Annotated in this window: 28 protein-coding genes and 2 tRNA genes; 23 read left to right on the plus strand and 7 right to left on the minus strand. The window is 31.1% G+C overall.

The window, feature by feature from the left end:
• Positions 1-4 precede the first annotated feature (4 nt).
• The 18 genes from rpsN (at position 5) to miaA (ending at position 9,913) form a co-directional block, all read left to right on the plus strand.
• Complete coding sequence (gene rpsN, locus VF849_00735) at positions 5-274, plus strand: 30S ribosomal protein S14 (GenBank protein ID HEX9232563.1); 270 nt, start codon at positions 5-7, stop codon at positions 272-274.
• Positions 275-290: 16 nt separating this feature from the next.
• Entirely contained in the window at positions 291-692 is a 402-nt protein-coding gene (rpsH, locus tag VF849_00740) for a 30S ribosomal protein S8 (protein HEX9232564.1), read from the plus strand.
• A 12-nt stretch (positions 693-704) separates the two neighbouring features.
• The gene (rplF, locus tag VF849_00745; GenBank protein HEX9232565.1) at positions 705-1,250 is read left to right on the plus strand and encodes a 50S ribosomal protein L6; all 546 of its coding nucleotides are present in this window, start codon (positions 705-707) and stop codon (positions 1,248-1,250) included.
• Positions 1,251-1,253: 3 nt separating this feature from the next.
• Positions 1,254-1,589, plus strand: a complete 336-nt coding sequence (rplR, locus tag VF849_00750) for a 50S ribosomal protein L18 (GenBank protein HEX9232566.1) — start codon at positions 1,254-1,256, stop codon at positions 1,587-1,589.
• A gap of 2 nt (positions 1,590-1,591) precedes the next feature.
• On the plus strand, positions 1,592-2,080 hold the full coding sequence (gene rpsE, locus VF849_00755; GenBank protein ID HEX9232567.1) for a 30S ribosomal protein S5: 489 nt from the start codon (positions 1,592-1,594) through the stop codon (positions 2,078-2,080).
• A 19-nt stretch (positions 2,081-2,099) separates the two neighbouring features.
• Positions 2,100-2,558 (plus strand): 50S ribosomal protein L15, encoded by a 459-nt coding sequence (gene rplO / locus VF849_00760; GenBank protein HEX9232568.1) that lies wholly within the window; start codon positions 2,100-2,102, stop codon positions 2,556-2,558.
• The gene (gene secY, locus VF849_00765; protein ID HEX9232569.1) at positions 2,527-3,891 is read left to right on the plus strand and encodes a preprotein translocase subunit SecY; all 1,365 of its coding nucleotides are present in this window, start codon (positions 2,527-2,529) and stop codon (positions 3,889-3,891) included. The genes rplO and secY overlap by 32 nt, the downstream gene beginning before the upstream one ends.
• The gene (infA, locus tag VF849_00770; protein HEX9232570.1) at positions 3,867-4,085 is read left to right on the plus strand and encodes a translation initiation factor IF-1; all 219 of its coding nucleotides are present in this window, start codon (positions 3,867-3,869) and stop codon (positions 4,083-4,085) included. The genes secY and infA overlap by 25 nt, the downstream gene beginning before the upstream one ends.
• 1 nt (position 4,086) lies before the next feature.
• A complete protein-coding gene (gene rpmJ, locus VF849_00775) occupies positions 4,087-4,203 on the plus strand; it encodes a 50S ribosomal protein L36 (GenBank protein ID HEX9232571.1) in 117 nt (38 codons plus the stop codon).
• A 2-nt stretch (positions 4,204-4,205) separates the two neighbouring features.
• Complete coding sequence (gene rpsM, locus VF849_00780; GenBank protein HEX9232572.1) at positions 4,206-4,583, plus strand: 30S ribosomal protein S13; 378 nt, start codon at positions 4,206-4,208, stop codon at positions 4,581-4,583.
• A 4-nt stretch (positions 4,584-4,587) separates the two neighbouring features.
• Entirely contained in the window at positions 4,588-4,959 is a 372-nt protein-coding gene (gene rpsK / locus VF849_00785) for a 30S ribosomal protein S11 (protein ID HEX9232573.1), read from the plus strand.
• Positions 4,960-4,969: 10 nt separating this feature from the next.
• Positions 4,970-5,587: a 30S ribosomal protein S4 gene (gene rpsD, locus VF849_00790; protein ID HEX9232574.1), complete on the plus strand. Its 618-nt coding sequence runs from the start codon at positions 4,970-4,972 to the stop codon at positions 5,585-5,587.
• 14 nt (positions 5,588-5,601) lie between these two features.
• A complete protein-coding gene (locus tag VF849_00795) occupies positions 5,602-6,606 on the plus strand; it encodes a DNA-directed RNA polymerase subunit alpha (protein ID HEX9232575.1) in 1,005 nt (334 codons plus the stop codon).
• Positions 6,603-7,010 carry a 50S ribosomal protein L17 gene (gene rplQ / locus VF849_00800; protein ID HEX9232576.1) on the plus strand — a complete coding sequence of 136 codons (408 nt, stop codon included), beginning with the start codon at positions 6,603-6,605 and terminating at the stop codon, positions 7,008-7,010. The genes VF849_00795 and rplQ overlap by 4 nt, the downstream gene beginning before the upstream one ends.
• 427 nt (positions 7,011-7,437) lie before the next feature.
• The gene (locus VF849_00805) at positions 7,438-7,632 is read left to right on the plus strand and encodes a hypothetical protein (protein HEX9232577.1); all 195 of its coding nucleotides are present in this window, start codon (positions 7,438-7,440) and stop codon (positions 7,630-7,632) included.
• A 5-nt stretch (positions 7,633-7,637) separates the two neighbouring features.
• A complete protein-coding gene (locus VF849_00810) occupies positions 7,638-7,778 on the plus strand; it encodes a hypothetical protein (protein ID HEX9232578.1) in 141 nt (46 codons plus the stop codon).
• A gap of 168 nt (positions 7,779-7,946) precedes the next feature.
• Positions 7,947-9,017: a chorismate synthase gene (gene aroC / locus VF849_00815; GenBank protein ID HEX9232579.1), complete on the plus strand. Its 1,071-nt coding sequence runs from the start codon at positions 7,947-7,949 to the stop codon at positions 9,015-9,017.
• Positions 9,014-9,913, plus strand: a complete 900-nt coding sequence (miaA, locus tag VF849_00820; protein HEX9232580.1) for a tRNA (adenosine(37)-N6)-dimethylallyltransferase MiaA — start codon at positions 9,014-9,016, stop codon at positions 9,911-9,913. The genes aroC and miaA overlap by 4 nt, the downstream gene beginning before the upstream one ends.
• Here the strand turns inward: miaA and lepB are convergent.
• Both lepB and dapB read right to left on the minus strand, forming a co-directional pair.
• Positions 9,890-11,209, minus strand: coding sequence for a signal peptidase I (lepB, locus tag VF849_00825; protein HEX9232581.1), 1,320 nt, complete (start codon positions 11,207-11,209; stop codon positions 9,890-9,892). The genes miaA and lepB overlap by 24 nt on opposite strands.
• Positions 11,202-11,906, minus strand: coding sequence for a 4-hydroxy-tetrahydrodipicolinate reductase (dapB, locus tag VF849_00830; protein ID HEX9232582.1), 705 nt, complete (start codon positions 11,904-11,906; stop codon positions 11,202-11,204). The genes lepB and dapB overlap by 8 nt, the downstream gene beginning before the upstream one ends.
• A gap of 16 nt (positions 11,907-11,922) precedes the next feature.
• On the opposite strand from dapB, the gene VF849_00835 reads away from it, so the two are divergent.
• The 3 genes from VF849_00835 to infB all read left to right on the plus strand — a co-directional run bounded on the left by VF849_00835 (position 11,923) and on the right by infB (position 14,134).
• Positions 11,923-12,006, plus strand: a tRNA-Leu gene (locus VF849_00835).
• Positions 12,007-12,132: 126 nt separating this feature from the next.
• Positions 12,133-12,204: transfer RNA gene (locus VF849_00840), tRNA-Met, on the plus strand.
• A 67-nt stretch (positions 12,205-12,271) separates the two neighbouring features.
• A complete protein-coding gene (infB, locus tag VF849_00845; protein ID HEX9232583.1) occupies positions 12,272-14,134 on the plus strand; it encodes a translation initiation factor IF-2 in 1,863 nt (620 codons plus the stop codon).
• Here infB and VF849_00850 read toward each other — a convergent pair.
• Genes VF849_00850 through sufB form a run of 4 tightly spaced genes read right to left on the minus strand, consistent with a single transcriptional unit; the run spans position 14,120 to position 18,797 of the window.
• The gene (locus VF849_00850; protein ID HEX9232584.1) at positions 14,120-15,358 is read right to left on the minus strand and encodes a SufS family cysteine desulfurase; all 1,239 of its coding nucleotides are present in this window, start codon (positions 15,356-15,358) and stop codon (positions 14,120-14,122) included. The two genes, infB and VF849_00850, sit on opposite strands and share 15 nt — an antisense overlap.
• 8 nt (positions 15,359-15,366) lie before the next feature.
• Positions 15,367-16,596 (minus strand): Fe-S cluster assembly protein SufD, encoded by a 1,230-nt coding sequence (sufD, locus tag VF849_00855; protein ID HEX9232585.1) that lies wholly within the window; start codon positions 16,594-16,596, stop codon positions 15,367-15,369.
• 3 nt (positions 16,597-16,599) lie between these two features.
• A complete protein-coding gene (sufC, locus tag VF849_00860) occupies positions 16,600-17,352 on the minus strand; it encodes a Fe-S cluster assembly ATPase SufC (protein ID HEX9232586.1) in 753 nt (250 codons plus the stop codon).
• A 5-nt stretch (positions 17,353-17,357) separates the two neighbouring features.
• Positions 17,358-18,797, minus strand: a complete 1,440-nt coding sequence (sufB, locus tag VF849_00865) for a Fe-S cluster assembly protein SufB (protein HEX9232587.1) — start codon at positions 18,795-18,797, stop codon at positions 17,358-17,360.
• A gap of 10 nt (positions 18,798-18,807) precedes the next feature.
• Here sufB and pheS point away from each other — a divergent pair, with 10 nt between their 5' ends.
• The gene (gene pheS / locus VF849_00870) at positions 18,808-19,791 is read left to right on the plus strand and encodes a phenylalanine--tRNA ligase subunit alpha (protein HEX9232588.1); all 984 of its coding nucleotides are present in this window, start codon (positions 18,808-18,810) and stop codon (positions 19,789-19,791) included.
• Here pheS and rlmB read toward each other — a convergent pair.
• Entirely contained in the window at positions 19,778-20,560 is a 783-nt protein-coding gene (rlmB, locus tag VF849_00875; protein HEX9232589.1) for a 23S rRNA (guanosine(2251)-2'-O)-methyltransferase RlmB, read from the minus strand. The two genes, pheS and rlmB, sit on opposite strands and share 14 nt — an antisense overlap.
• 36 nt (positions 20,561-20,596) lie before the next feature.
• Here rlmB and VF849_00880 point away from each other — a divergent pair, with 36 nt between their 5' ends.
• On the plus strand, positions 20,597-21,565 hold the full coding sequence (locus VF849_00880; GenBank protein ID HEX9232590.1) for a pyruvate dehydrogenase complex E1 component subunit beta: 969 nt from the start codon (positions 20,597-20,599) through the stop codon (positions 21,563-21,565).
• Positions 21,566-23,366: the final 1,801 nt, after the last annotated feature.

Raw genomic sequence — 23,366 nt, forward strand, 5'->3', positions numbered from 1 at the left:
TCTTATGGCAAAAGAATCTGTGAAAGCAAGACAAAGAAAAAGAGAAAAAATTGTGCAAAAGTATGCTAAAAAACGTAAAATATTAAAAAAATCTATGAATTATGAAGGATTGCAGCGGTTGCCAAAAAATGCTTCTCCTGTTCGATTATGTAATCGATGTAGTATTTCTGGTAGAAAAAGGGGGTATATGAGGGATTTTGGTATTTCTCGTATAAAATTTAGGGAATTAGCATCTCAGGGATTTATTCCTGGAGTTAGAAAGGCCAGTTGGTAAATTTAAAAAAAAAAATATGAATATAGATCCTATATCTGATTATTTAACCTGCATAAGGAATGCATATAAAGCTGGACATAGGATAGTCTCTATTCCTTCATCCAAGATGAAGAAGGAAATAACTAAGATTTTATTTTATCAAGGATATATTTCTGGATATAAATTTGAAGATGAGATAAAACCTATAAGGAAGATAAAAATTTATCTTAAATATGACCGAGTTACAAACAACCCCATTATAAAGTCTCTAAAGAGAGTAAGTAAGTCTGGGTTGAGAAAATATTGCGGTGCTGATAATTTACCTCGTGTTTTGAATGGATTGGGTTTAGCTATCCTTTCGACTTCGAAAGGAATAATGACCAATAAAGAAGCCAAAAAAATAAACATAGGGGGGGAAATTATATGTTATATTTATTGAAATGAATCTCTAATGTCTAGAATTGGTAAGCTTCCTATTACACTTCCAAAGGGAGTTATTGTAAAAATAGAGGAAGAGAGAATAAAGGTTATAGGAAAATTAGGAGAATTATCTAAAGAGATTCCTAATAATCTTCAATTAAGTATTGAAGGAGAAATGTTGTTGGTTAGAAGGTTCAGCAATAACAAAAAGGATCGTGCATTTCATGGTTTATTTCGTGCACTTGTAAATAATATGATAATAGGCGTTAAGGAAGGATTTAAAAAAGAACTTGAATTAGTTGGAGTCGGATACAGAGCCTCTGCTAGAGAGAATATTCTGGAATTAAATTTGGGTTTTTCTCACAATATTATCATCAAATATCCTTCTGAAATAAAAATAGAAGCTTTAACTGAAAAAGGTAGAAATCCTTTTATTATTCTTACATCTTATGACAAACAACTTCTTGGAATAGTTTCTTCTAAAATTCGTTCCCTTAGAAAACCTGAACCATACAAAGGAAAAGGAATAAGATATGTTGGAGAAATTATTCTAAGAAAAACTGGAAAATCAGCTTAAATAATGAAAAAGAAAAGTATAAAAAATATAATTAGAAAGATTTTTGGAACTGCCGAAAGGCCAAGGATTTCTGTATTTAAAAGTAATAAAGAAATTTATGCTCAAATTATAGACGATATGAAAGGAATAACTTTGATATCTGCTTCTTCAAGGGAAAAATGTTTTACATCATTAAATGGAACAAAAGTCTTCTTAGCTGGAGAAGTTGGGAAAGGTTTAGGGGAAAAAGCTAAAAAGTTTGGACTTGTAAAAGTAGTTTTTGATAGAAACGGATATAAATATCACGGAAGGATAAAATCTCTAGCTGAAGGAGCTAGAGAAATGGGATTGGATTTTTGAATATGCCATTTGAGTTTAAAGAAAGGTTAATTTCAGTAAAAAGAATATGTAAAGTAACTAAAGGGAGAAGATGTTTCAGTTTTAATGCTATTGTAGTTAGGGGAAATGGAAATGGAACTGTGGGATATGGTTTTGGAAAATCTAAAGAAGTTTCTGATGCTATTTATAAAGCTGGGGAAAATGCTAAAAAAAACCTGGTAAAAATCACCAGAATATCTATGGGGACAATCCCACATGAACAAGAAGCCAAATTTGGAGGGGTAAGAATTTTTCTTAAACCAGCTTCTACAGGAACAGGAATACTTTCAAGCAGATCAATAAGAGCTGTTTTTGAATTAGCTGGAATTACAAATATCTTATCTAAATCTAAGGGTTCTTCGAATCCTTGCAATATGGTTAAAGCAGCTATAAAAGCCTTAGTTAAAATGAGAAGTGCTTCTGAAATTTCTAAGGGAAGGGGTATATCTATCGATAAAATGTACAATGGATAGTTTTTTAACTGTAAAAATTATGAATTTAAGTAGTTTAAACCAAAGCAATAGAAAAAATAAAAAAAAAAGGCTTGGAAGAGGCCAAGGTTCTGGAAAAGGGGGAACATGTACTAGAGGCCATAAAGGAGCAAAGTCACGTTCAGGAAATTCTAGAAAATTAGGCTTCGAAGGAGGGCAGATGCCCTTGCATAGGAGAATACCAAAAGTAGGATTTAAAAAAATTTCTAAAAAAAAGTCTACCGTAATTAATATAGATTTTTTACAGTACCTGGTAGATCAAGGAAGAATTAAGGAAGGGAAAAACGTATCGAAAAATGTTTTATTAGATTATGGAATAATAGGAAAAAATGATTTTATTAAAATTTTGGGTAGAGGTGAATTAAATGTAAGACTTACAATATCAGCACATAAGTTTAGTCATAAAGCTGGAACAGCTATTAAAATTTATGGAGGAAAAATTCTATTTGACAATGTTTGAATACTTTTTCAGTTCTATTAAAAAGATTTGTAAAATAGAGGATCTCCGCTTTAAGATAGGAATAACTTTAGGGTTTCTTCTAGTTTACAGATTTAGTTCTTATGTTCCACTTCCTGGAATAAATCCACAAGGAGTTATTCATTTTATGGAAAATGGAAATACTGGGGAAAAAGGGCTACTGCAAATTATCTATTCGTTTTCTGGAGTAGCTTTTAGTAGAGCATCTGTTTTGGCTTTAGGAATTATGCCTTTTATATCTTCCTCCATTTTTGTACATTTAATTTCTTTAATTTTTCCTTCTCTTAAAAAAGATGGGGAGAGTGGCCGAATTAATAGGATTATACGGATGGTAACAATAATAGCTTGTTTTATACAAGCTCCCACTTATTGTGATATTCTTACCACAAAATTTATTCCTTTTTCCTATGCACCTAAAGCTTATCTCTTGGATCTTTCTATTTCTATGGAAAAAGTTTTTTTTTGGGTTATTTCTATCGTAGTTCTTACAGTTGGCACATTTTTCACTATTTGGATAGGGGAAAATATTACGGATAAAGGAATAGGAAATGGGGTTTCTTTGATTATTATGTCTGGTATTGTGGACCGATTTCCTAACGCTCTTTATACTGAAATAGTTAGTCATTTAGGAGCAAGGGGAGGATTATTTTTTTTGTTTTTTGAATGTTTGTTATGGTTGCTGGTTGTTTGCTTTTGCGTAACGTTGATACAGGCTGTAAGGAAAGTCCCCGTTCAATACGTTGGTCGAATTGAACAGAATTCTATACGTTTAATGACTAGACATTATATACCATTAAAGGTCATTAGTGTAGGCGTTATGCCAATTATATTTGCTCAGTCTATTATGCTTTTTACGATGATTCTTTCTGCTAATTTAAGAGAAACATTTAAAAATGTTTATGGGTTTTGGTATAATTTAGTCTTTTCTATTTTTATTATATTTTTTACATTTTTTTATACAGCTGTTACGATTCCAGTTCATCAGATTGCAGATGATCTTAAAAGGGATGGAGGACATATTCCCAAAGTGAAACCTGGGAAAGAAACTTTGGATTATTTGGATTATATTTTGGCAGTAGTAACTATTCCTGGATCATTTTTACTAGTTATTATTGCTATACTCCCTTCTTTTATTGTTAAAATAGGGGTTACTAATAATTTAGCTTTATTCTATGGTGGGACTTCCCTACTAATCATAGTAGGATCTCTTTTAGATACCATGCAGCAGATTGATCCCTATTTTTTAAATGATCATTATGATCATCTTCTTAGCTTGTATCATCAAAAATTATGGATAGGAATAAAGAATACATAGAAATTGACGGAAAAATTATTGAATCTCTCCCTAACGCAATGTTTCGCGTTGCGTTGGAAAATAAATCAATAATAACTGCTTATATTTCAGGAAAAATGAGAATGCATTATATAAAGTTATACCCAGGTGATAAAGTGAAACTTGAAATTTCTGCTTATGATTTAAGCAAAGCTAGAATAAAGTATAGATATTGAAATGAAAGTAAGAACATCATTAAAAAAAAGAAGCGATGATTGTAAATTCGTTAAACGAAAAGGGTGTCTACGAATAATCAATAAAAAAAATCCTAAATTTAAACAAAAACAAGGTTAAAGATGGCTAGAATTTCAGGGGTAGATTTACCGAAAAACAAAAGGGGGATTATAGGATTAACCTATATCTATGGAATAGGAAAAAGTACAGCTAGAAAAATTTTAGCTAGGATAAACATTGATGAGAATATTAAGGTGAAAGATTGGTCAAATGACCAAATTAACCGTATTAGAACCCATATTCTTAATCTGGTTAAGGTGGAAGGGGAATTACGTTCATATAATCAGATGAACATAAAAAGACTTATTGACATAAGATGTCGTAGAGGTATTAGGCATAAACTAGGTTTATCAGTTAGAGGTCAACGAACAAAAAATAATTGTCGAACTAGAAAAGGTAAGAGAAAAACTGTAGCCAATAAGAAAAAAGCTTTCAAGTAGAATTATGAAAAAAAATAAAAAAGTTATTGTAGATTATGTTGGAGAGGCTCATATAAAGTCTACTTTTAATAATATTATCATTACTCTTACGAATAAAAAAGGAGACGTTATTGCATGGGCTTCAGCTGGTAGAATAGGATTTAGGGGGGCAAAAAAAAATACTCCTTATGCGGCTAAAATTACAGCAGAAACCGTAGCCAAAGAAGGTATGGAATATGGATTAAAAAAAATCGACGTAATTATACAAGGCCCAGGTATTGGTAGAGATTCAGCTCTACGTGCATTAAGCAATACAGGTATGAAAATCCTGGCAATTAGAGATGTAACTCCATTACCCCATAATGGATGTCGTCCTCCTAAAAAAAGAAGAGTTTAATTTAACAGTTATGGCAAAATACATAGGACCTAGAGGAAAAATTGAACGAAAATTTGGAGAACCCTTATATGGTAAAACTAAAGCTTTTAGCAGAAAAAAATATCCTCCAGGCCAACATGGCTTAAATAGAAAAAAAATAGGAATCGTAAAAAGATCGGAATATTCTATTCAGTTATCTGAAAAACAGAAAGTGAAGCATATATATGGTATATTAGAACGGCAGTTTTTCAATATGTTTGAAAAAGCTTCTAAAAAAAAAGGTGTTACTGGTGAATTACTCTTGCAGAGTTGTGAATCTCGTTTAGACAATGTGGTCTATAGACTTGGATTGGCTCCTTCAAGAGCTTCAGCTCGTCAATTAGTTTCTCATAGACACATTATGGTGGATGATAGAATAGTAAATATACCCTCTTATAGCCTAAAACCTAGAGATACTATAAAAGTTAGAGAAAAATCTAAAAAACATCCAATAATTCATAAATCTCTAAGTATGAGAACTCATCCTATAAATGATTGGTTGTTTTGGGATAGCAAAAAAATGACGGGGATTTTTCAAAGTATACCTAGAAGGGAACAGATTCCAGAAAATATTAAAGAACAATTAATTGTTGAACTTTTTTCCAAATAAAAATAAATAAATAAATGGATTTACAAAATTTCATTAAACCAGATAAACCTTTAGTTTTAAATTCAAACCAAGAATCTGGTCTTTTCCAGATTAAACCTTTAGCTCCAGGTTTTGGTTGCACCATTGGAAATTCACTTAGAAGAGTTCTTTTGTCGTCTTTGGATGGATTTGCTGTTACCTCAATAAAAATTGAGGGAGTAGGGCATGAATTTTCTACAATAAAAGGAGTTCTGGAAGATGTAACTGAAATTGTACTAAATTTTAAAAAAATCCGCTTTAAAAAAATAAAAAAAAGCGGTAATGAGAAAAACATTGAGACTGTTTATGCAAATCTTATTGATAATGACTGCGTCACTGCAGAGTCTCTAGAAAAATTCATTACTTCATTTAAAGTACTGAATCCAGATTTAATTATTTGTAACAAATATAAATCTGAACCGCTCTCTATTATTTTTACTATAGAAATAGGGATAGGATATGTTCCTGCTGAAAATAATAAGAAAAAAGAGTTGTCTCTAGGTACTATATTCATGGATTCTATCCATACCCCTATTAAAAATGTTAAATATTCTATAGAAGAAAAATATTGTTTGGCGAAAAAACATAACTTGGAGACCCTATTGTTAGAAATAAAAACGGATGGTTCCATTTCTCCAGAAGATGCCTTAAAAAAAGCTTCAAATATATTAATGCAACATTTTTCTATTGTCTCTGACTCTGACGAGTTCAGAAAAACTTATGAAGAAGCTAAAAAGGAGGATACTGAAAAAATTTGGAGACTGTTAAAAACAAATATTTCTGATGTAGAAAATTTAGGAAAACGTACTTTGAACTGCTTTAAAGCAGCAGGAATAAAGACTTTTTCAGATTTAGTTTATTATAATGAAGAGACTCTTCTTAAATTGAAGAATTTTGGTAGAAAATCTTTGGAAGAAGTAGAATATGAAATGAAGAAAAGAGGTTTATATTTCGGAATGGATCCATCGAAAGATCTTCTAAATAGAGACAATAATCCATGAAACACGGAAAAAAAATAAATCACTTAGGAAAAAGTGCACCTCATAGAAAAATTCTTCTAGCTCATTTGGCGAATTCACTTCTCAAACATAAGAGGATAAATACTACTCTAGCAAAGGCTAAATCATTAAGGAGGTATATAGAACCAATAATTTCTAAAAGTAGAAAGGGAGATATTCATTCTATGCGAATGATATTTAAACGGTTACAAAATAAAGCTATGGTTGCAGAACTTTTTAACTCTATTTCAGAAAAAGTATCTAGTCGTCCAGGAGGTTATACAAGAATTATTAAAACAGGGTATAGATTGGGAGATGGAGCAGATACTGCTATTATTGAAATAGTTGATTTTAATGAAATATACAAAAAAAACAAGAAAATCAGTAAAATAGATGAGCAAAATTAAAGATGTTTTTGCCCTTAAAATATTAGATTATACCCACTATTGAAGTGGATGGAAGCAGTGTGAATGAAATAATTGCTCCATAAATAAAGGGTCTCAAAGTCTTAGAGATCAATTAATGATTGATATTGACGTAACAGAAAATAAAAGTAGTCTTGGAGCTAATGCTATTCTTTTCATTAGCTGATGCTAAAGCTGCCTCAGCTTATACTGTTACCATGATGAATATAGTTCCTCCTATTTATTTTCAATAATTTCTGATTGTTCCAGTATCTGCTAATAGCTTTTCGTAAACTGTTAGAATGGGAGTAACTCTTACGTAGTCTCAGTTGTAGATGAAGGTGGATTTTAATCAAAATTTGATAGTACTGAAGAAGCATTAGATGCATAATCCATTGAAAAATCAGGATATAAACCTGTTGAAGAAATAATGCTTGCTTTAGATTGCGCTTCTTCCGAATTTTATTTAAACGTAAAATATGATTATACTCGTTTTGAAGGGGAAAAAGGTTGTTTACGTTCTAGTGAAGAACAAGTTAATTATTTAATTAAGCTTATTGAAAAGTATCCAATAATCTCTATTGAATATGGAATGGATCAAAACGATTGGGAAACTTTTAACTGAAAAAAATAGGAAAAAATGTCCAATTAGTAGGGGATGATCTATTCGTTACAAATCTTTCTAGATTAAAGGAAGGTAGGGTCATAATTATACGAACGATAATGTCTCATCGTTCTGTGAATATTATACGATATATGATTTATCGGTAGCTTTTAAAACTGGATCAGCTTCTCTCGCATGGCGAAGTATAATCAATTGATAATAATTGAATAAATGCTAGCTTTTTGGGGCTTTGCTTCATTTCTGACAGTAGCTTGCTTGTGTAGCTACAAAAAAAATAAGCAAATTAAAGTAAATGTATTAATTTTTCTAAAATTATGGCTGGTAATACTTACGGTAAACTTTTTAAGCTGACCACTTTCGGGGAAAGTCACGGAGGAGCTATAGGTGGAATAATAGATGGATGCCCATCTGGGCTTTCAGTAAATTTTGAAAAAATCCAATACGAACTATCTAGAAGAAAACCTGGACAATCATCCATTGTTACTCAACGTAGAGAAGATGATTTTGTAACCTTCTTCTCTGGAATTTTTAATGGAATTACGACAGGGACCCCTATTGGATTTTCTATTTACAATAGAAATCAAAAATCAATAGATTATGAGCATATAAAATCTGTATATAGACCTTCCCATTCGGATTTTACATATGATAAAAAATATGGATTAAGAGATTATAGAGGAGGTGGCAGATCTTCTGCCAGAGAAACAGTTTGCAGAGTAGCCGCTGGATCTATTGCCAAACAATTACTAATGCTAAAAAACGTAAAAATAATTGCTTACGTTTCCTCCGTTGAGGAGTTTAGCTTAGAGAAAAACTTTATAAATCTAGATCTCAACTCTATAGAATCTAATCCTATTCGCTGTCCAAATCCATATATTTCCAGTAAAATGATAGATTTAATTAAAAAAGTGAGAAAATCTGGAGACTCCGTAGGAGGAGTAATAAGTTGTGTCATTAAAAATGTACCAATTGGACTAGGAGAGCCCATTTTTAATAAACTTCATGCAGAATTAGCTCACGCTATGTTATCTATTAATGCAGCTAAAGGGTTCGAATTCGGAAGTGGATTCTCTGGAACCCATATGAGGGGGTGTAATCACAATGATATTTTTAACGTTGATGGAACCTCGAAAAAAAATTTTTCTGGGGGAATTCAAGGTGGAATATCTAATGGGATTGACATATATTTTAGCGTAGCCTTCAAGCCCATAGCAACTTTGATGAGTACACAGATAACCTTAGATAAAAATGAAAATATATGCCTTTCCAAAGGAAAAGGACGGCATGATCCTTGCGTTCTCCCTAGAGCAGTTCCTATTGTGGAAGCTATGGCTGCCTTAGTTTTAGCTGATTATTGGCTTTATGGAAAGCTAACAAAACTATGAATATAATATCAATATTCGGTCCTACAGCTATAGGCAAGACGTATCTTTCAATTTTACTAGCTAAAACCTTAGGGTTTGAAATTATTTCCTGTGATTCTAGGCAATTTTATAAAGAGCTTGTAATTGGAACAGCTAAACCTTCAAAAGAAGAACTTAAAATAGTACCCCACCATTTCATAGAACACTTAAGCGTGTATCAAACCTATAATGCAGGAAGTTTTGAAAGAGATGCTTCAGAAAAGCTAGATGAAATCTTTTCAAGATCCAATGCAGTATTCGTTGTAGGTGGATCATGTTTATATGGAAAAGCTCTACTTGAAGGTTTAGATATTTTTCCAGAAGTATCTAGCGAAATAAAAAACTTATGGATTTCATTCTTTCAAAGAAAGGGATTGCATTTTTTACAAGATTCTCTTAAATGGAGAGATCCATGTTATTATAAAACGGTAGACTTGAATAATCCACATAGGATGATTCGTGCTTTAAGTGTTATTGAATCTAGTGGGCGTCCGTTTTCTTATTTTCTAAAGAAAAGAAGAAGGAAAAACATAAAGGTTATAAAAATTGGTCTTATATTGCCTAGGGTAGAACTTTATAAGAGAATAGATCAAAGAGTAGACAAAATGATAAAAAATGGTTTACTTGAAGAAACGCGTATATGGTCTAATTGTAGGCATTTAAATGCCTTAAAAACTATAGGATATAAAGAATTTTTCGATTATCTAGACGGTCATTACGACTTTTATCAGGCTGTAAATGAAATAAAAAAAAATACTAGGAAATACGCGAAGAAACAAATTACCTGTTTAAGAAAAGATTCTTCTATTCTATGGTTTTCTCCTATAGAATACAAGGAAATTTTGAATTTTATTCTAAAAGCACTTTATTCTCTCTAATCTTAATTTACATTTAAATACGTTCTTGGGATAAAGAGAATCCCAAGAAATACTCATCCAAGTAAAAATTGGATTTCCCACAATATGGTCTTCGGGTACAAACCCCCAAAAACGAGAATCCAATGAATTATACCAATTATCTCCTATCATGAAATAATAGTTTTGATTAAAAACATATTCAGAAGTTTCCATGTTGTTAATATAAAATTTTTTTCCTTTTATTTTTAAGTAGTTATTTTCATATATATTTATAATGTCTTTATACAGGTTGATATTATCATAATTTAGCATTACATGATCTCCTTTCTTAGGAATTTTTAACGGCCCGTAAAAGTCTAAATTCCAACTAAAATTTTTATTTCCTAAAAATTTTTGACTTTTGTATATTGGGAGAATATATCTGTTTACAGATCCTACTTCATTAAGGGTTCTGATTAATTTAGCTTCTAATTCTGTAAGCATTATTTTGTTTAGAGACCTTAAGGTACTAAGAATATATAAATATTTTCTTTTTACATTTTTGGACAATCTTTCTTTTTTACCATTTATAAATAAAATAGATCTACGTATTTCTACAGTCTCTCCCGAAATAGCGATACATCGTTTTATATAATGATCTTTTCTATCTATCTCGGTATAAGATGAATGGGGAAAATTGAATACGATAATATCAGAACGTTTAATGTTAGTTAAAGATGGAATACGCAGGTAGGGTAATCTGATCCACTTTAAATAAGTACGAATGCCAAAAAATGGTAATCTGTTATGCAAAAGTGGTAAACTTATTGGAGTTATTGGTAATCGTAATCCATAGTGGATTTTACTTACAAAAATAAAATCTCCAACTAATAAAGTTTTCTCCATAGAAGAGGTTGGTATGGTAAATGGCTGAATAAGATATATGTGAATAAAAGATGATAAAATTATAGAAGAGAGAAAAATTGAAAAAATGGGCTCTTTTTTTGGAGCAAAAAAATTTATATTATTATTATAGTTAAAATAAAAAATATATAAACCTAATGTTAGGATTACTAGAATATAGTCTCTTTTCCTAGTTTTTCCAAAACATCGAATAAAATCAATCCATAATAGAGGGAACATTACTGTGCAAATAATTGGGACAAAGAAAATTGGAACCCAATAAATTGGACGATTAACAATTTTTAGTAATATAAAAATATTGTAAAAAGGCAAAGCAGCTTCCCAAGATTTTCTTCCAGCTTTTTTATATAACCTATAAGTTCCCAGAAAATGAATTCCTAGTATGATAAAAAAGACAAGAATATAATTACTCATAATCAAAAACATTCTTCATAGAAAAAAATCCCTTTTGATTTACAATCCACTCTGAAGCTAGTACTGCACCTATAGCGAACCCTTTACGACTATAAGCTTTATGAGTAATTTTGATTTCATCATCTGCTGATTGGTAAGTAACCGTATGTATTCCTGGAACGTTTTCAACCCGTTTTGAAAAAATAGATATTTTATCCCCTTTTTTTGATTTGCCAAAAATCCAACTATACTTTTTTCTACTTTCAGATACTATATCCTTAGCTAAGGATATAGATGTTCCACTAGGGTAATCTAACTTTTGAAGATGATGAATTTCGAGTATTTCTACTTTAAACTCGTAAGTACTTACGAATCTAGCCAGTTTTCGATTAATATCAAAAAATATATTCATTCCTAAACTAAAATTAGAAGAATACAAGAAAGATCCGTTATATTCCCTACAAATGGATTCCACCTCTTTAAACTTTTCTAACCATCCTGTAGTACCACACACAATAGGTATATTGTGTGTGATACATATTTTAATATTTTCAAAAGCTACTTCAGGCCTACTGAATTCTAGAACCACCTCAGATGTATTCAGTTTCTGAGCTTCAGGAGTAGAAGAAGAAGCAAAAACTATTTTATGACCACGTTTTAAAGCAATCTCTTCAACAGCTTTTCCCATTTTTCCATAACCAATCAATGCTATTTTCATTTTTTTTAAATTTTTTGTCCACGTGGTGAAATTGGTAGACACGCTATCTTGAGGGGATGGTATCTGAAAAGATGTGCTGGTTCAAATCCAGCCGTGGATACATTAATTAATCTAACTCGCATAGATCTCTATTATTTTTAGACTTTTTTTAACAAAATTTGATTTTTTTCTTTTTAAATTTTGATTTTTTTCTAAAAATTATTATATTTATTTAAAATAAATGCAATGCGGGGTTGAGCAGTGGTAGCTCAACGGGCTCATAACCCGTAGGCCGCAGGTTCGAATCCTGCCCCCGCTACAAATTTTATCTAGATAAAGATGATGAAAATCAAAAAAGAATGGCTCTGTAATAAAAAACTAAAAAAGTGGGGTTACGTAAAAATTTTTTAAAGGAAAAAAAATATAAAAAACATAGAAAAGAAAAATCAAAATTTAAAAAGAAAAAAAAGCTTAACCAAGTAGAAAGATTACCAGTAAAAAAAAATTTAAAAAAAATAAAAGAAAAGAATTCTATTAAAAATAAAAAGGAGAATAATCTATTGAAAGTTCCCGAGTTTATTACGGTAAACGAGTTTTCTTGCATGATGCAAGTCTCTCCTACAGAAGTTATTGGGACCTGTATATCATTGGGAATTCCAGCAACAATGAATCAGAGACTGAATGCTGAAACGATTCTGCTTGTTGCAGATGAATTTGGATACAAAATTGAGTTCATCGATTTTTTACATTCGGAAAAAGAAGGTAATGAAAAAGATCTAAAATCTAGACCTCCTGTTGTATCTGTAATGGGACATGTAGATCATGGAAAGACCTCATTACTAGACTATATTCTAAATACTAATCGAATTGCAGGAGAGCATGGTGGTATAACTCAGCATATAGGAGCTTATAGTGTAAAAATAAAAAAAGGGATTGAGGTAACTTTTATTGATACTCCTGGACACGAAGCCTTCACTGCTATGCGAGCAAGAGGAGTTCTCATTACTGATATTGCTATTATTGTGATAGCAGTAGATGCGCAGGTTATGCCTCAAACTAAAGAAGTTATTAGTCACGCTATAACTGCAGGGGTCCCTATGATATTTGCTATAAATAAAATAGATAAAACTGGATATAAAATTGAAAAAATATATGAACAACTTGCTAATATGAATATACTTGTAGAAAAATGGGGGGGGAAATATCCAACCCAAGAAATATCAGCTAAAACTGGATATGGTGTAGATAAATTAATGGAAAAAATTATCTCAACATCTCAGATGCTGAATCTGAAAGCTAATCCTAATAATTTATCATCAGGTACTGTACTGGAATCTTCCATAGATAAAGGAAGAGGATATGTTTCTACGGTTCTTATTCAGGAGGGAACCCTTAGAACTGGGTATTATTTATTAGCTGGATGTTTTTATGGTAAAGTGAAAGTTATTCTAGATGAACGTAGAAATTCTATTCAGGAAGCTGGACCATCAAAACCTGTTACCATTATAGGATTAAATGGGGCTCCTAATGCAGGAGAGAGATTTAGGGTTTTCAAGTCTGAAAAAGAAGTGAAGAGTATTGCTCTCCGTAGGGAGCATTTTCACAGAGAACAAAAGATGCAGATCCAAAAAAGGGTAATGTTGAATGAAGCGGAAAAACGCTTTTTCCTAAAAGATTTAAAAGAATTTAAAATAATCCTTAAGGTAGATGTAGATGGATCTTTAGAAGCTTTGATAGATGCTCTGCTTCGTTTATCGACTGAAAAAATAAAAGTAAATATTATCCACAAGGAAGTTGGATCTATTAAAGAGTCAGATGTTCTTTTAGCTAAGTCTTCTAATGCTATGATTATTGGATTCAATGTACGACCTATTTTTAGGTCGAAAAATTATGAAGGGGTTCAAATGAAACTTTATTCGGTGATTTATCACCTAATCGATGACATAAAAAGGATCATAGAAGATTTACATAAGCCTAAAGAGAAAATTATCGGAAAGGCTAAAATACGAGAAGTATTCAAAATCCCAAGTGTAGGATCCATAGCTGGATGTGTAGTTACACTTGGGAAAATAATAAGACCAGCTAAAGTTCGTCATATTAGAGGAGGAGTTGTTATTTATACTGGCGAACTCAGTTCTCTCAAAATCTTTAAAGAAGATGTAAAAGAAGTGAAAAATGGACAGGAATGCGGAGTGTCTATAAAAAATTACAACGATCTACTAAGTGGAGATGTTCTAGAATTCTTTTAGCTTAACTAGCATTTTTTTTGCTTTTAAAACTCCTTCGCATAAATGGTCCACTTCTTCATCGTTATTATATACGCAAAAACTTACTCTTACAGTTCCTGCTACCCCTAAAAAACGCATTAAAGGTTGAGCGCAATGATGCCCAGTTCGCACTGCAATTCCAAGCTGGTCTAGAATACTTCCCACGTCAAATGGATGAACGTTTTTAAGGTTAAAAGAGATAATTCCAGATCTAGGTTCATTAGATGAATATAAGAGAATTCCTTTTATATTTTTTAACCCCTCAAGAGTTCTATCCAAAAGGAACTTTTCATGTTTTTTTATTTTTTTCATTCTTATCTGCTTAATGAAAGCAATGGAAGCTGACAATGCTATTATTCCCTCTATATTTGGAGTTCCAGCTTCAAACCGTAAGGGTAAATCTGCATAAGTAGTTTTATTAAAAAGAACTTCTTTGATCATTTCCCCTCCACCGAGGAATGGATAAAGTTTTTCTAAAAAAAATTCTTTTCCATAAAGGACCCCAATACCAGTTGGTCCATACATTTTATGTGCTGAAAATACGTAAAAATCCGTTTCTAAATCCTGAACATTTACGTAATCGTGACATACAGCTTGTGCTCCATCTATTAAAGTTATAATTCCATATTGATGCGCTTTTTTAATGAAAGCTTTTATAGGATTAACTTTTCCTAAAACATTGGAAATATGACTAATCGCTAGTATTTTCACTTTATCTGAAAGAAGTTTTTCAAAACTTTCAATACATAATTGATTATTCTTATCTAGAGGGATGACTTTCAAAAGAGCTCCTATACCTTGGCACAGGATTTGCCAAGGTATAATATTAGAATGGTGCCCCATTTGAGAAACGATTATCTCATCTCCCTCTTTTATGAGAGTTCTCATACCAGAAGCAACTAAATTAATCGCTTCAGTAGTTCCTCTAGTAAAAAGAATCTCGTTAGAATATTCAGCACAAATAAATTTTTGTATTTTGATTCTGCTTTTTTCCATAGTTTCAGTCGCTTTATGGCTCAGGTAATGAGTACCCCTATGCACATTGGAATTTATTTCTTTGTAATAGTCTTCTATAGCTTTAATTACTTTTTTGGGTTTTTGAGTAGTAGCTGCATTATCTAGGTAAATGCATGGTCTTCCGTAAATATTTATTGACAAAATGGTAAATTGATTACGAATATTTATGAATTCTTCTTTTGAATACATTTTAGTTCTTATTCCAAGATCTTGAGATTTTTAAGAACCATTTTACCAATGAACTCCATATCATTATCTAATATTTCTTTAATGAAAGAGAGTAGCATCAAATCCTTTGCTTTTTTTTCTGGTATACCTCTAGAGCGTAAATAAAATAAAACGGATTCGCTAAACTGCCCAACTGTACAACCATGAGAGCACTTAACATCGTTAGCAAATATTTCCAATTGGGGTTTTGCAGTTATGCAAGATTCTTTAGATAGGAGAATATTAATACTTTTTTGAAAAGCATTAATATTTTTAGCTTTTTTACGGACGATTATTTTTCCATTAAAAACTCCTTTAGCTTTTCCAGAAAAAATGCTTTTGTAAAGTTCATAACTATTGCAAGTTGGATAAAGATGATCTACTAAAGTATGATGATCAATTATCCCCTCTTTTAGAGAAATGCTTAATCCCTTTAATTGAGAATTAACTCCCTCATCTTTCTGATAAAGATGTAGATTGTTTCTAATTAAACTTCCTTGAAGTGAAAAAGTATGGATAGAGAAAGAACTGTTCTTTTTTTGTACAATGAAAGTATTGTCCATCAATGAACTTTTCAAATGACAATCTTGAATTTTAAGATATTTTATTTTACTATTAGGAGAGGCATAAATTTCCGTTACTGAATTATTTAAAGCATTAGCTTCATTTTTATTGTTCAGACATTGATGTCTTTCAATAATCTGAACAAAAGAACCTTCTTCTAAAACTATTAGATTTCTTGGAAAGTTAATAGTTTTAGAAGTAAAAAAATAAAGGATTTCAATAGGTTTTTTGACTAATGTTTTATTGGGAAGATGTACATAAACTCCATCTTTAGCAAAAGATGTATTTAAAGCCACCAAAGATTCCTTTTTAGGTGCAATTTTTGCGTAAAATTTTTCAATGATTGATTGATGCCTTTTACTTTTCAAAGCATCATATAATCTAAATACGTTTTTATCAATTATCTTAGATAGGGAAGAATGGAAAACACCATTGACAAAAATAATACGATAACTATCAAAATTCTTGAATAGATTTTTTTTTACATCTTCAGATCTATCTTCCTGTTTAAGAAAGAACCCATATTCCTTTCTAAGAATTTTTTTTAAATCAGTGAATTTCCAATCTTCTTCCATAGAAGAAGGAAAGCCCTTCTTTCTAAAGAAATCAAAAGCTATACATTGCAAACGATAAATATATTCTGAGGTCTTTTCCATTAACTAAACTTTATGCTCTTTTCGAAAACATTCATATCCCATTTTCTCAAGATTAAAAGCTATCTCTTTTCCCCCTGATTTTATAATCTTTCCATTATCCAAAATATGTACATAATCCGGGGTTACATATTCCAAAATTCTTTGATAATGAGTTATGATTAACATAGCAGTTTTAATACTTCTCATTCCATTAATGAGATTGGAAACCACACGAAGTGAATCTATATCTAATCCTGAATCCGTTTCATCAAGTATAATGAATTTAGGATTTAGAATACTCATTTGAAGAATCTCATTACGCTTTTTCTCACCTCCAGAAAAACCTTCGTTTACAGATCTGTAAAGAATTTTTTCATCAATTCCTAGTATTTTAGAATACTTACGAACTTTTTTAAGTATTTCCCCTGATGGAATTTCTTCCATTTTTTTAGCCTTTCTGAAGGAATTCACAGAAGTTATGATAAAATTTATTACAGATATTCCTGGAATATCTACTGGATCTTGAAAAGAAAGAAATATTCCCAAATGCGCTCTACTTTCAGGGGGCATATCTAAAATGTTTTTTTTTTCAAAAAAAAGAGCTCCCTTTGTAACCTTATACTCTTTTTTTCCAGCAATTACTGATGAAAGCGTACTTTTTCCAGAACCGTTTGGTCCCATTATAGCATGGACTTGATTCGCTTGTATTTCTAGATTAATACCTTTTAGAATTTCTTTCTTTTCTAAAGAAACATGCAAATCAATAATTTTTAACATAATACCTAACCTATTGTTCCTTCTAAAGAAATTTCTAAAAGTTTCTGTGCTTCTACTGCGAATTCCAGTGGCAACTTTTTAAGAACGATACGACTAAATCCCCCAATAATAAGTGATATAGCTTTTTCTTTATCGATTCCTCTTTGAGTACAATAAAAAATTTGTTCTTCCTCTATTTTTGAGGTCGTTGCTTCATGCTCAACCATAGACTCGGGGTTTTTTACTTCTATAAAAGGAAAAGTATGGGCTCCACACTTATTACCGAGTAGCAAAGAATCACATTGAGAAAAATTTCTTGCATTCTTTGCTTTTGTAGATATTTTAACTAAACCTCTATAATTATTTTGCGCTTTTCCAGATGAAACTCCTTTGGAAATTATAGTACTTCTAGTGTTTTTACCAATGTGGATCATTTTAGTACCTGTATCAGCCTGCTGAAAATTCCTAGTTATCGACAAAGAATAAAATTCTCCTAAAGAGTTATCCCCTTTTAAAATGCAAGATGGATATTTCCATGTAATAGATGATCCAGTTTCTATTTGAGTCCAAGAAATTTTAGCATTTTTTTCACATAAACCTCTTTTAGTGACAAAATTATATACTCCTCCCTTGCCTTTTTTATTTCCTGGATACCAATTTTGAATAGTAGAATACTTTATTTCTGAATTTTCTAAGGCAATAAGTTCTACTACAGCTGCGTGTAATTGGGTTTCATTTCGTATAGGAGCTGTACATCCCTCAAGATAGCTTACATAAGAATTTTTATCTGCTATAATAAGAGTCCTTTCGAACTGGCCTGTTCCACTTTCATTGATTCTAAAATAGGTAGAAAGCTCTACTGGACATCGGACTCCTAGCGGGATATAACAAAAAGATCCGTCAGAAAACACAGCAGAATTAAGTGCCGAATAAAAATTGTCCTCTTTTGGCACTACTTTTCCTATGTATTTTTTTATCAATTCTGGATATTTTCTAATAGCTTCGCTAATTGAGCAAAAAATTATACCTTTTTCAAAAAGAATTTTTTTAAGGGTTGTTCCTAACGAAACTGAATCCATTACGACATCGACTGCAACTACACCTGAAAGTATTTTTTGTTCATCAATAGAAATCCCAAGTTTGTTAAAAGTATCCATCAATTCTGGATCAACTTCCTCCAAGCTATTAAATATAGTTTTAGGTGCAGAATAATAACTAATCTCTTGAAAATTTTGCCTTTTATATTTTATATTACCCCATTTAGGCTCTGAAATTTTTTTCCAAATGGAAAAGGCATCTAACCTCCATTGTAGCATCCATTCTGGTTCTTTTTTTTTTTGAGAAATAGAATGGATAACCTTCTCATTTAGCCCTTTTGCAAACTTATCGCATTCAATATTTGTATAGAAACCGTATTTATATTCAGATTCGATAACTTCTTGAAGAAGTTTATCTCTTTTTCTCATTGAAGCATTTATGATAAAAAAAATAAAAGAAATTCAAAAAGAAGCGTCAGTTTTCCAAGCTGTAAAACTTCAAGATATAGAAGATTTTCGGATTAAGTACCTAGGTAAAAATGGGCTAATTCCAGCCCTATTTGGAGAATTAAAAAATATTTCAAAAACAGAAAAAAAAAGGGTTGGAGGTAGCATTAATTTGCTAAAAAGAATTGTATTGGATATAATCCAGAAGAATAAGAAAGAACTTTCAGAGGAAGAAAAAAAATCAGAGGAAATGGACTTCACCCTTCCAGGCTATTCTTGGGAACTAGGAGCTAGACATCCTATTTCTTTAGTGAAAAATAAAATTGTTAAAATTTTTGAAAGAATTGGCTTTATTTTAAGCCAAGGTCCAGAAATTGAAGATGATTGGCATAATTTTACTGCTTTAAATTTTCCTGAACTGCATCCTGCTAGAGAAATGCAAGATACTTTTTTTATTGAAAAAAATCCAGATATTTTATTGAGGACACATACTTCTTCTGTTCAAATTAGATTTATGAAAAATACTCCCCCTCCAATTAGGATTATTTCTTATGGAAGAGTTTATAGAAATGAAGTAATATCCTCTCATTCGCATTGCGTGTTCCATCAAATTGAAGGGTTATTTGTGGATAAAGGGGTTTCTTTCGCAGATCTAAAACAAACCATTCAATATTTGAAACATTCTATTTTTGGAAATTCAAAAATTAGAGAAAGACCTTCCTATTTTCCATTTACTACGCCTAGTGCAGAAATAGATATACAATTATCTAGTAACGGTCCTTGGTTAGAAGTTATGGGTTGCGGTTTGGTAAATCCAAAGGTTTTGAAAAATGTTGGAATAAACCCAGAAGTTTACTCTGGATTTGCTTTTGGTATAGGGATTGAACGTATTGCACTTTTGCTATATCAAATAAACGATATACGATTATATTTTGATAATGATATTCGATTTTTGACTCAATTTAGGAGCGAATAGTACGCTGTCTCAATGTTTCATATAAGATAATCCCACACGCAGTGGAAACGTTTAGTGAATTAACTCCATGCACAGGAATTTTTATTTTATCATCGCAAATAGTTATATATTTATTATGGATTCCATTTTTTTCACTACCCAGAAGGAAGGCTAATGGAACGGTAAGATTTTCTTCCCACAAAAGTCTTTTAGCTTTTTCAGTTGCTGCTAAAATTCTAATACCGGAATTTTTTAACAAAAAAATCGTCTTTTTTAGATCATTTTCTTTACAAATAGGTATTCTGAAAATGGCACCTGAAGAAGTTTTTATAGAGTCTGCTCCAATATAGGGAGTTTCTTTAGTGGAAATTATAACTGCATCTGTACCTACGCAGACAGCAGTTCGAAGTATTGCCCCAAAATTTAGTACATCAGTAATCCCATCTAGGATTAAGAGAAAAGGAGTTTTACCATTTTTAGAAAAAATAGGTAACAAATTTTCAATTCTATGAAAATTAATTGGAGAAATTAACGCTAGAACACCTTGATGATTTTTTCTAGTGAGTCTGTTTAGTTTATCTAAAGGAACCATTTGAAGAGGAATTTCATTGCTTTTTATCAAAAGCATAAGCTTTTGATGATTAAAACTTTTTTTCATTAATATCTTATAGATCCTTACACCTGATTGAATAGCCTCTATTAATGGATGGATACCGTATATAAAGTTCATAGTAAAAACTACCTTAGTATATAAAATAATTTTTAACCAGTTTTCCCCAGTAATTATCATAAAACATAGAGGTATATAAAATTTCAACCCTTAAATATGAAAGAAGTAACTTTTAGAGAAGCTATCTCGGAAGCTATGAGTGAAGAAATGAGAAGGGATCCAACCGTTTATTTAATGGGAGAAGAAGTAGCTGAATACAACGGAGCTTATAAAACTTCTAAAGGAATGCTGGAGGAGTTTGGCTCAGCAAGAGTAATAGATACCCCAATTTCAGAACTGGGATTTTCTGGTATCGGAATTGGTTCATCAATGAATGGATGCAGACCAATCATTGAATTTATGACATTTAATTTTTCTTTAATAGCGATTGATCAGATTATCAATAATGCTGCTAAGATTTATCAAATGAGTGGGGGGCAGTGGAATATTCCTATAGTTTTTAGAGGTCCCACTGCATCAGCTGGACAATTAGGTGCCACGCATTCTCAATCTTTTGAAAATTGGTATGCTAACTGCCCTGGATTAAAGGTGATTGTTCCCTCAAATCCTTATGATGCGAAAGGCCTTTTAAAGGCTGCTATTAGAGATGATGATCCTGTTATTTTTATGGAATCTGAACAAATGTATAGTGACACTATGTTCCTTCCAGATGAAGAATATCTTGTTCCTATTGGTCTAGCTAGTGTAAAAAAAAAAGGAGATGACGTAACGCTAGTTTCATTTGGAAAAATTTTAAAAGTAGCTTTTAAAGCTATTGAAAAATTATCTGAAGATAATGTTGAAGTTGAGTTAATTGATCTCAGAACGGTCCGTCCCTTAGACTATGAAACAATATTATCTTCTGTGAAGAAAACCAATAGACTAGTTATACTTGAAGAATCATGGCCATTAGCTTCTATTTCTGCTGAAATCTCCTATATTTTGCAACAAAAAGCTAGTCTTTATGCTCCGATAAAAAGGATAACATTACCAGATGTTCCAGCTATTTATTCATCTGCTTTGATGGAATATTGGTTCCCAGCTCTAGAAGAAGTAGTCTCTACCGTAAAAGAGGTTTTAAAATAACAAACTTTTGAAGATATTTTTTTATTATGTTTCCTTTCTTCTCTTTTTTTTTAGAGCTTCTCCGCCTAAATCAAATAATTTTGATCCATCTAAGGGCATCTTAGATAATATAAAAGATTCTCATGAATGGCATCTTTTTGTAAAAGAAAAGATAATTTATCTTCCGATAATTTTATGGTATAGAGGGTTTCGTATTTTTCTTTCGTCATGATTTAATCATGGAAATAAATTCATAGAAGGCAATCATTGCTACTACAGATTCTTTAAAGAAAGAATCTACAAAACTAATTATTACAGCTGCTTAGTTTTCTATTTACCCAAAACCCACATTGAAATATTGGCAATCTTTTATTTTTACAGCTTTATCTTCTTTGTGGAATGACTCTTGTGGAACATCATCAGCTAGAAGAGTATAATCGCTACAGAAGCTTCTGTCAGGCATTTATGATCTCTTAGATATGTTCTTAAATAGCAATTTATGTTATGGATTTGTTCCGTTGGTTTAATTATTTGGCAAAAAATTATTTTTATTATTTTATTAGTTTTACTAAGGAGATTTGCTTGGAGTATCTTATAGAAATTATTGAAAAACGCGAAAAAAAATATTCTCTGACTTAGAGAGACAAGCTCTTAAAAAAGAGAAAATTTTAAGAGAAGCTTGCATAGAACGAGATTTTCTTTTAAAAGAGGCTCTCTCCATAAAAGATAGAGTTAGAGGAAAAATCCCAAATTGAAAGGATGCTTGAACAAGCTATATAGGTTATAAAAACCGATAAATCTGTTGCTAGAGTTTTCGTCCTTGAAAAAGTTTGTTGTGGAGAGTTGTGTAGAAGAAGATTATGTCTGTGTGTAGGTCCTTCACGATAAGCCTGTCAAAGAGCAATCGATATTATAGTCCTAATAGTATGATAGGAGGAGATACAGCCTAGCAATTGACATTATCCTTAATAAAAAAAGACTTTATGAAAGTGGTAATCCCATATATTGTACATAAGTCAAAAAGGTACTGGTAAAAACTCTTATAGATCATGGGGGGGATGGACAAATTTTTCTTGAGTCAGATTTGTTCAATGCTGTACAGCAATTAATGAAGGAACTAGGGAGAAGCTCAGATTGCATCGATGAAAAAACTATCTGGAACATTTAAATTGGATGAGGGATTTTCCAAATTTAGTTCTGATTTAGATACCACAACTTTATCAATAATTCATAAAGGTCGTTGGAATGTATAAATCAAGCAATTAATTCACTAGATAAAATATCTGATCAAATAGCACTTGTATATGCGAGTACAAAAAATCATTATTCGTTGTATTTTCCTATAATAAAGGATTATTTGGAACTTTTAACACTTCCATCTTCTGGATGAAGGAAAATTTTTTAAAGACAAAATCTTCCAAATAAATTCATATAATGATATAGGAAAAAAAGGAATATATTTTAAAAAAAAATATAAAATATTAAACGAAAATAAAATTTAGAAAATATCTCTTCTGTAAAAGAAACTTACGCAAAAGTTTTTTAACATGGATTTTTTATCAATATATTTAGTGTATAATACACCAAAAAGTCTGAAATATCACATTATAAAGCAATGCTACTTTATCATCTGGAGCAGATATTAACTTTCTTTTTGAACCTTCAAAAGAAAGAATTTTTGATTATATTATATCAATGATATTAAGAATAAATTTTATCAAAGCTTTTTTGGAATCAACTGTATAGGAAAATACAGCTTGAATGACATCCATGAATATAGCAACTGAAAATGCCTCATATTTAAAATATGAGCTAACATTGA

The organism is Blattabacteriaceae bacterium (genome assembly GCA_036390115.1).
GTDB lineage: Bacteria > Bacteroidota > Bacteroidia > Flavobacteriales > Blattabacteriaceae > DASQPV01.

Excerpts from the sequence above, each read along its gene's own strand:
- rpsE (HEX9232567.1), top strand. The coding sequence starts at position 1,592 with ATGCCATTTGAGTTTAAAGAAAGGTTAATTTCAGTAAAAAGAATATGT.
- lepB (HEX9232581.1), bottom strand. The coding sequence starts at position 11,209 with ATGAGTAATTATATTCTTGTCTTTTTTATCATACTAGGAATTCATTTT.
- secY (HEX9232569.1), top strand. The coding sequence starts at position 2,527 with ATGGAGGAAAAATTCTATTTGACAATGTTTGAATACTTTTTCAGTTCT.
- VF849_00850 (HEX9232584.1), bottom strand. The coding sequence starts at position 15,358 with ATGTATTCAAAAGAAGAATTCATAAATATTCGTAATCAATTTACCATT.
- pheS (HEX9232588.1), top strand. The coding sequence starts at position 18,808 with ATGATAAAAAAAATAAAAGAAATTCAAAAAGAAGCGTCAGTTTTCCAA.
- rplF (HEX9232565.1), top strand. The coding sequence starts at position 705 with ATGTCTAGAATTGGTAAGCTTCCTATTACACTTCCAAAGGGAGTTATT.
- rplO (HEX9232568.1), top strand. The coding sequence starts at position 2,100 with ATGAATTTAAGTAGTTTAAACCAAAGCAATAGAAAAAATAAAAAAAAA.
- rpsH (HEX9232564.1), top strand. The coding sequence starts at position 291 with ATGAATATAGATCCTATATCTGATTATTTAACCTGCATAAGGAATGCA.
- dapB (HEX9232582.1), bottom strand. The coding sequence starts at position 11,906 with ATGAAAATAGCATTGATTGGTTATGGAAAAATGGGAAAAGCTGTTGAA.
- sufD (HEX9232585.1), bottom strand. The coding sequence starts at position 16,596 with ATGGAAAAGACCTCAGAATATATTTATCGTTTGCAATGTATAGCTTTT.
- sufC (HEX9232586.1), bottom strand. The coding sequence starts at position 17,352 with ATGTTAAAAATTATTGATTTGCATGTTTCTTTAGAAAAGAAAGAAATT.
- rpsM (HEX9232572.1), top strand. The coding sequence starts at position 4,206 with ATGGCTAGAATTTCAGGGGTAGATTTACCGAAAAACAAAAGGGGGATT.
- rlmB (HEX9232589.1), bottom strand. The coding sequence starts at position 20,560 with ATGATAATTACTGGGGAAAACTGGTTAAAAATTATTTTATATACTAAG.
- rplQ (HEX9232576.1), top strand. The coding sequence starts at position 6,603 with ATGAAACACGGAAAAAAAATAAATCACTTAGGAAAAAGTGCACCTCAT.
- rplR (HEX9232566.1), top strand. The coding sequence starts at position 1,254 with ATGAAAAAGAAAAGTATAAAAAATATAATTAGAAAGATTTTTGGAACT.
- rpsD (HEX9232574.1), top strand. The coding sequence starts at position 4,970 with ATGGCAAAATACATAGGACCTAGAGGAAAAATTGAACGAAAATTTGGA.
- VF849_00795 (HEX9232575.1), top strand. The coding sequence starts at position 5,602 with ATGGATTTACAAAATTTCATTAAACCAGATAAACCTTTAGTTTTAAAT.
- infA (HEX9232570.1), top strand. The coding sequence starts at position 3,867 with ATGGATAGGAATAAAGAATACATAGAAATTGACGGAAAAATTATTGAA.
- rpsN (HEX9232563.1), top strand. The coding sequence starts at position 5 with ATGGCAAAAGAATCTGTGAAAGCAAGACAAAGAAAAAGAGAAAAAATT.
- miaA (HEX9232580.1), top strand. The coding sequence starts at position 9,014 with ATGAATATAATATCAATATTCGGTCCTACAGCTATAGGCAAGACGTAT.
- rpsK (HEX9232573.1), top strand. The coding sequence starts at position 4,588 with ATGAAAAAAAATAAAAAAGTTATTGTAGATTATGTTGGAGAGGCTCAT.
- VF849_00880 (HEX9232590.1), top strand. The coding sequence starts at position 20,597 with ATGAAAGAAGTAACTTTTAGAGAAGCTATCTCGGAAGCTATGAGTGAA.
- aroC (HEX9232579.1), top strand. The coding sequence starts at position 7,947 with ATGGCTGGTAATACTTACGGTAAACTTTTTAAGCTGACCACTTTCGGG.
- VF849_00805 (HEX9232577.1), top strand. The coding sequence starts at position 7,438 with ATGCTTGCTTTAGATTGCGCTTCTTCCGAATTTTATTTAAACGTAAAA.
- rpmJ (HEX9232571.1), top strand. The coding sequence starts at position 4,087 with ATGAAAGTAAGAACATCATTAAAAAAAAGAAGCGATGATTGTAAATTC.
- sufB (HEX9232587.1), bottom strand. The coding sequence starts at position 18,797 with ATGAGAAAAAGAGATAAACTTCTTCAAGAAGTTATCGAATCTGAATAT.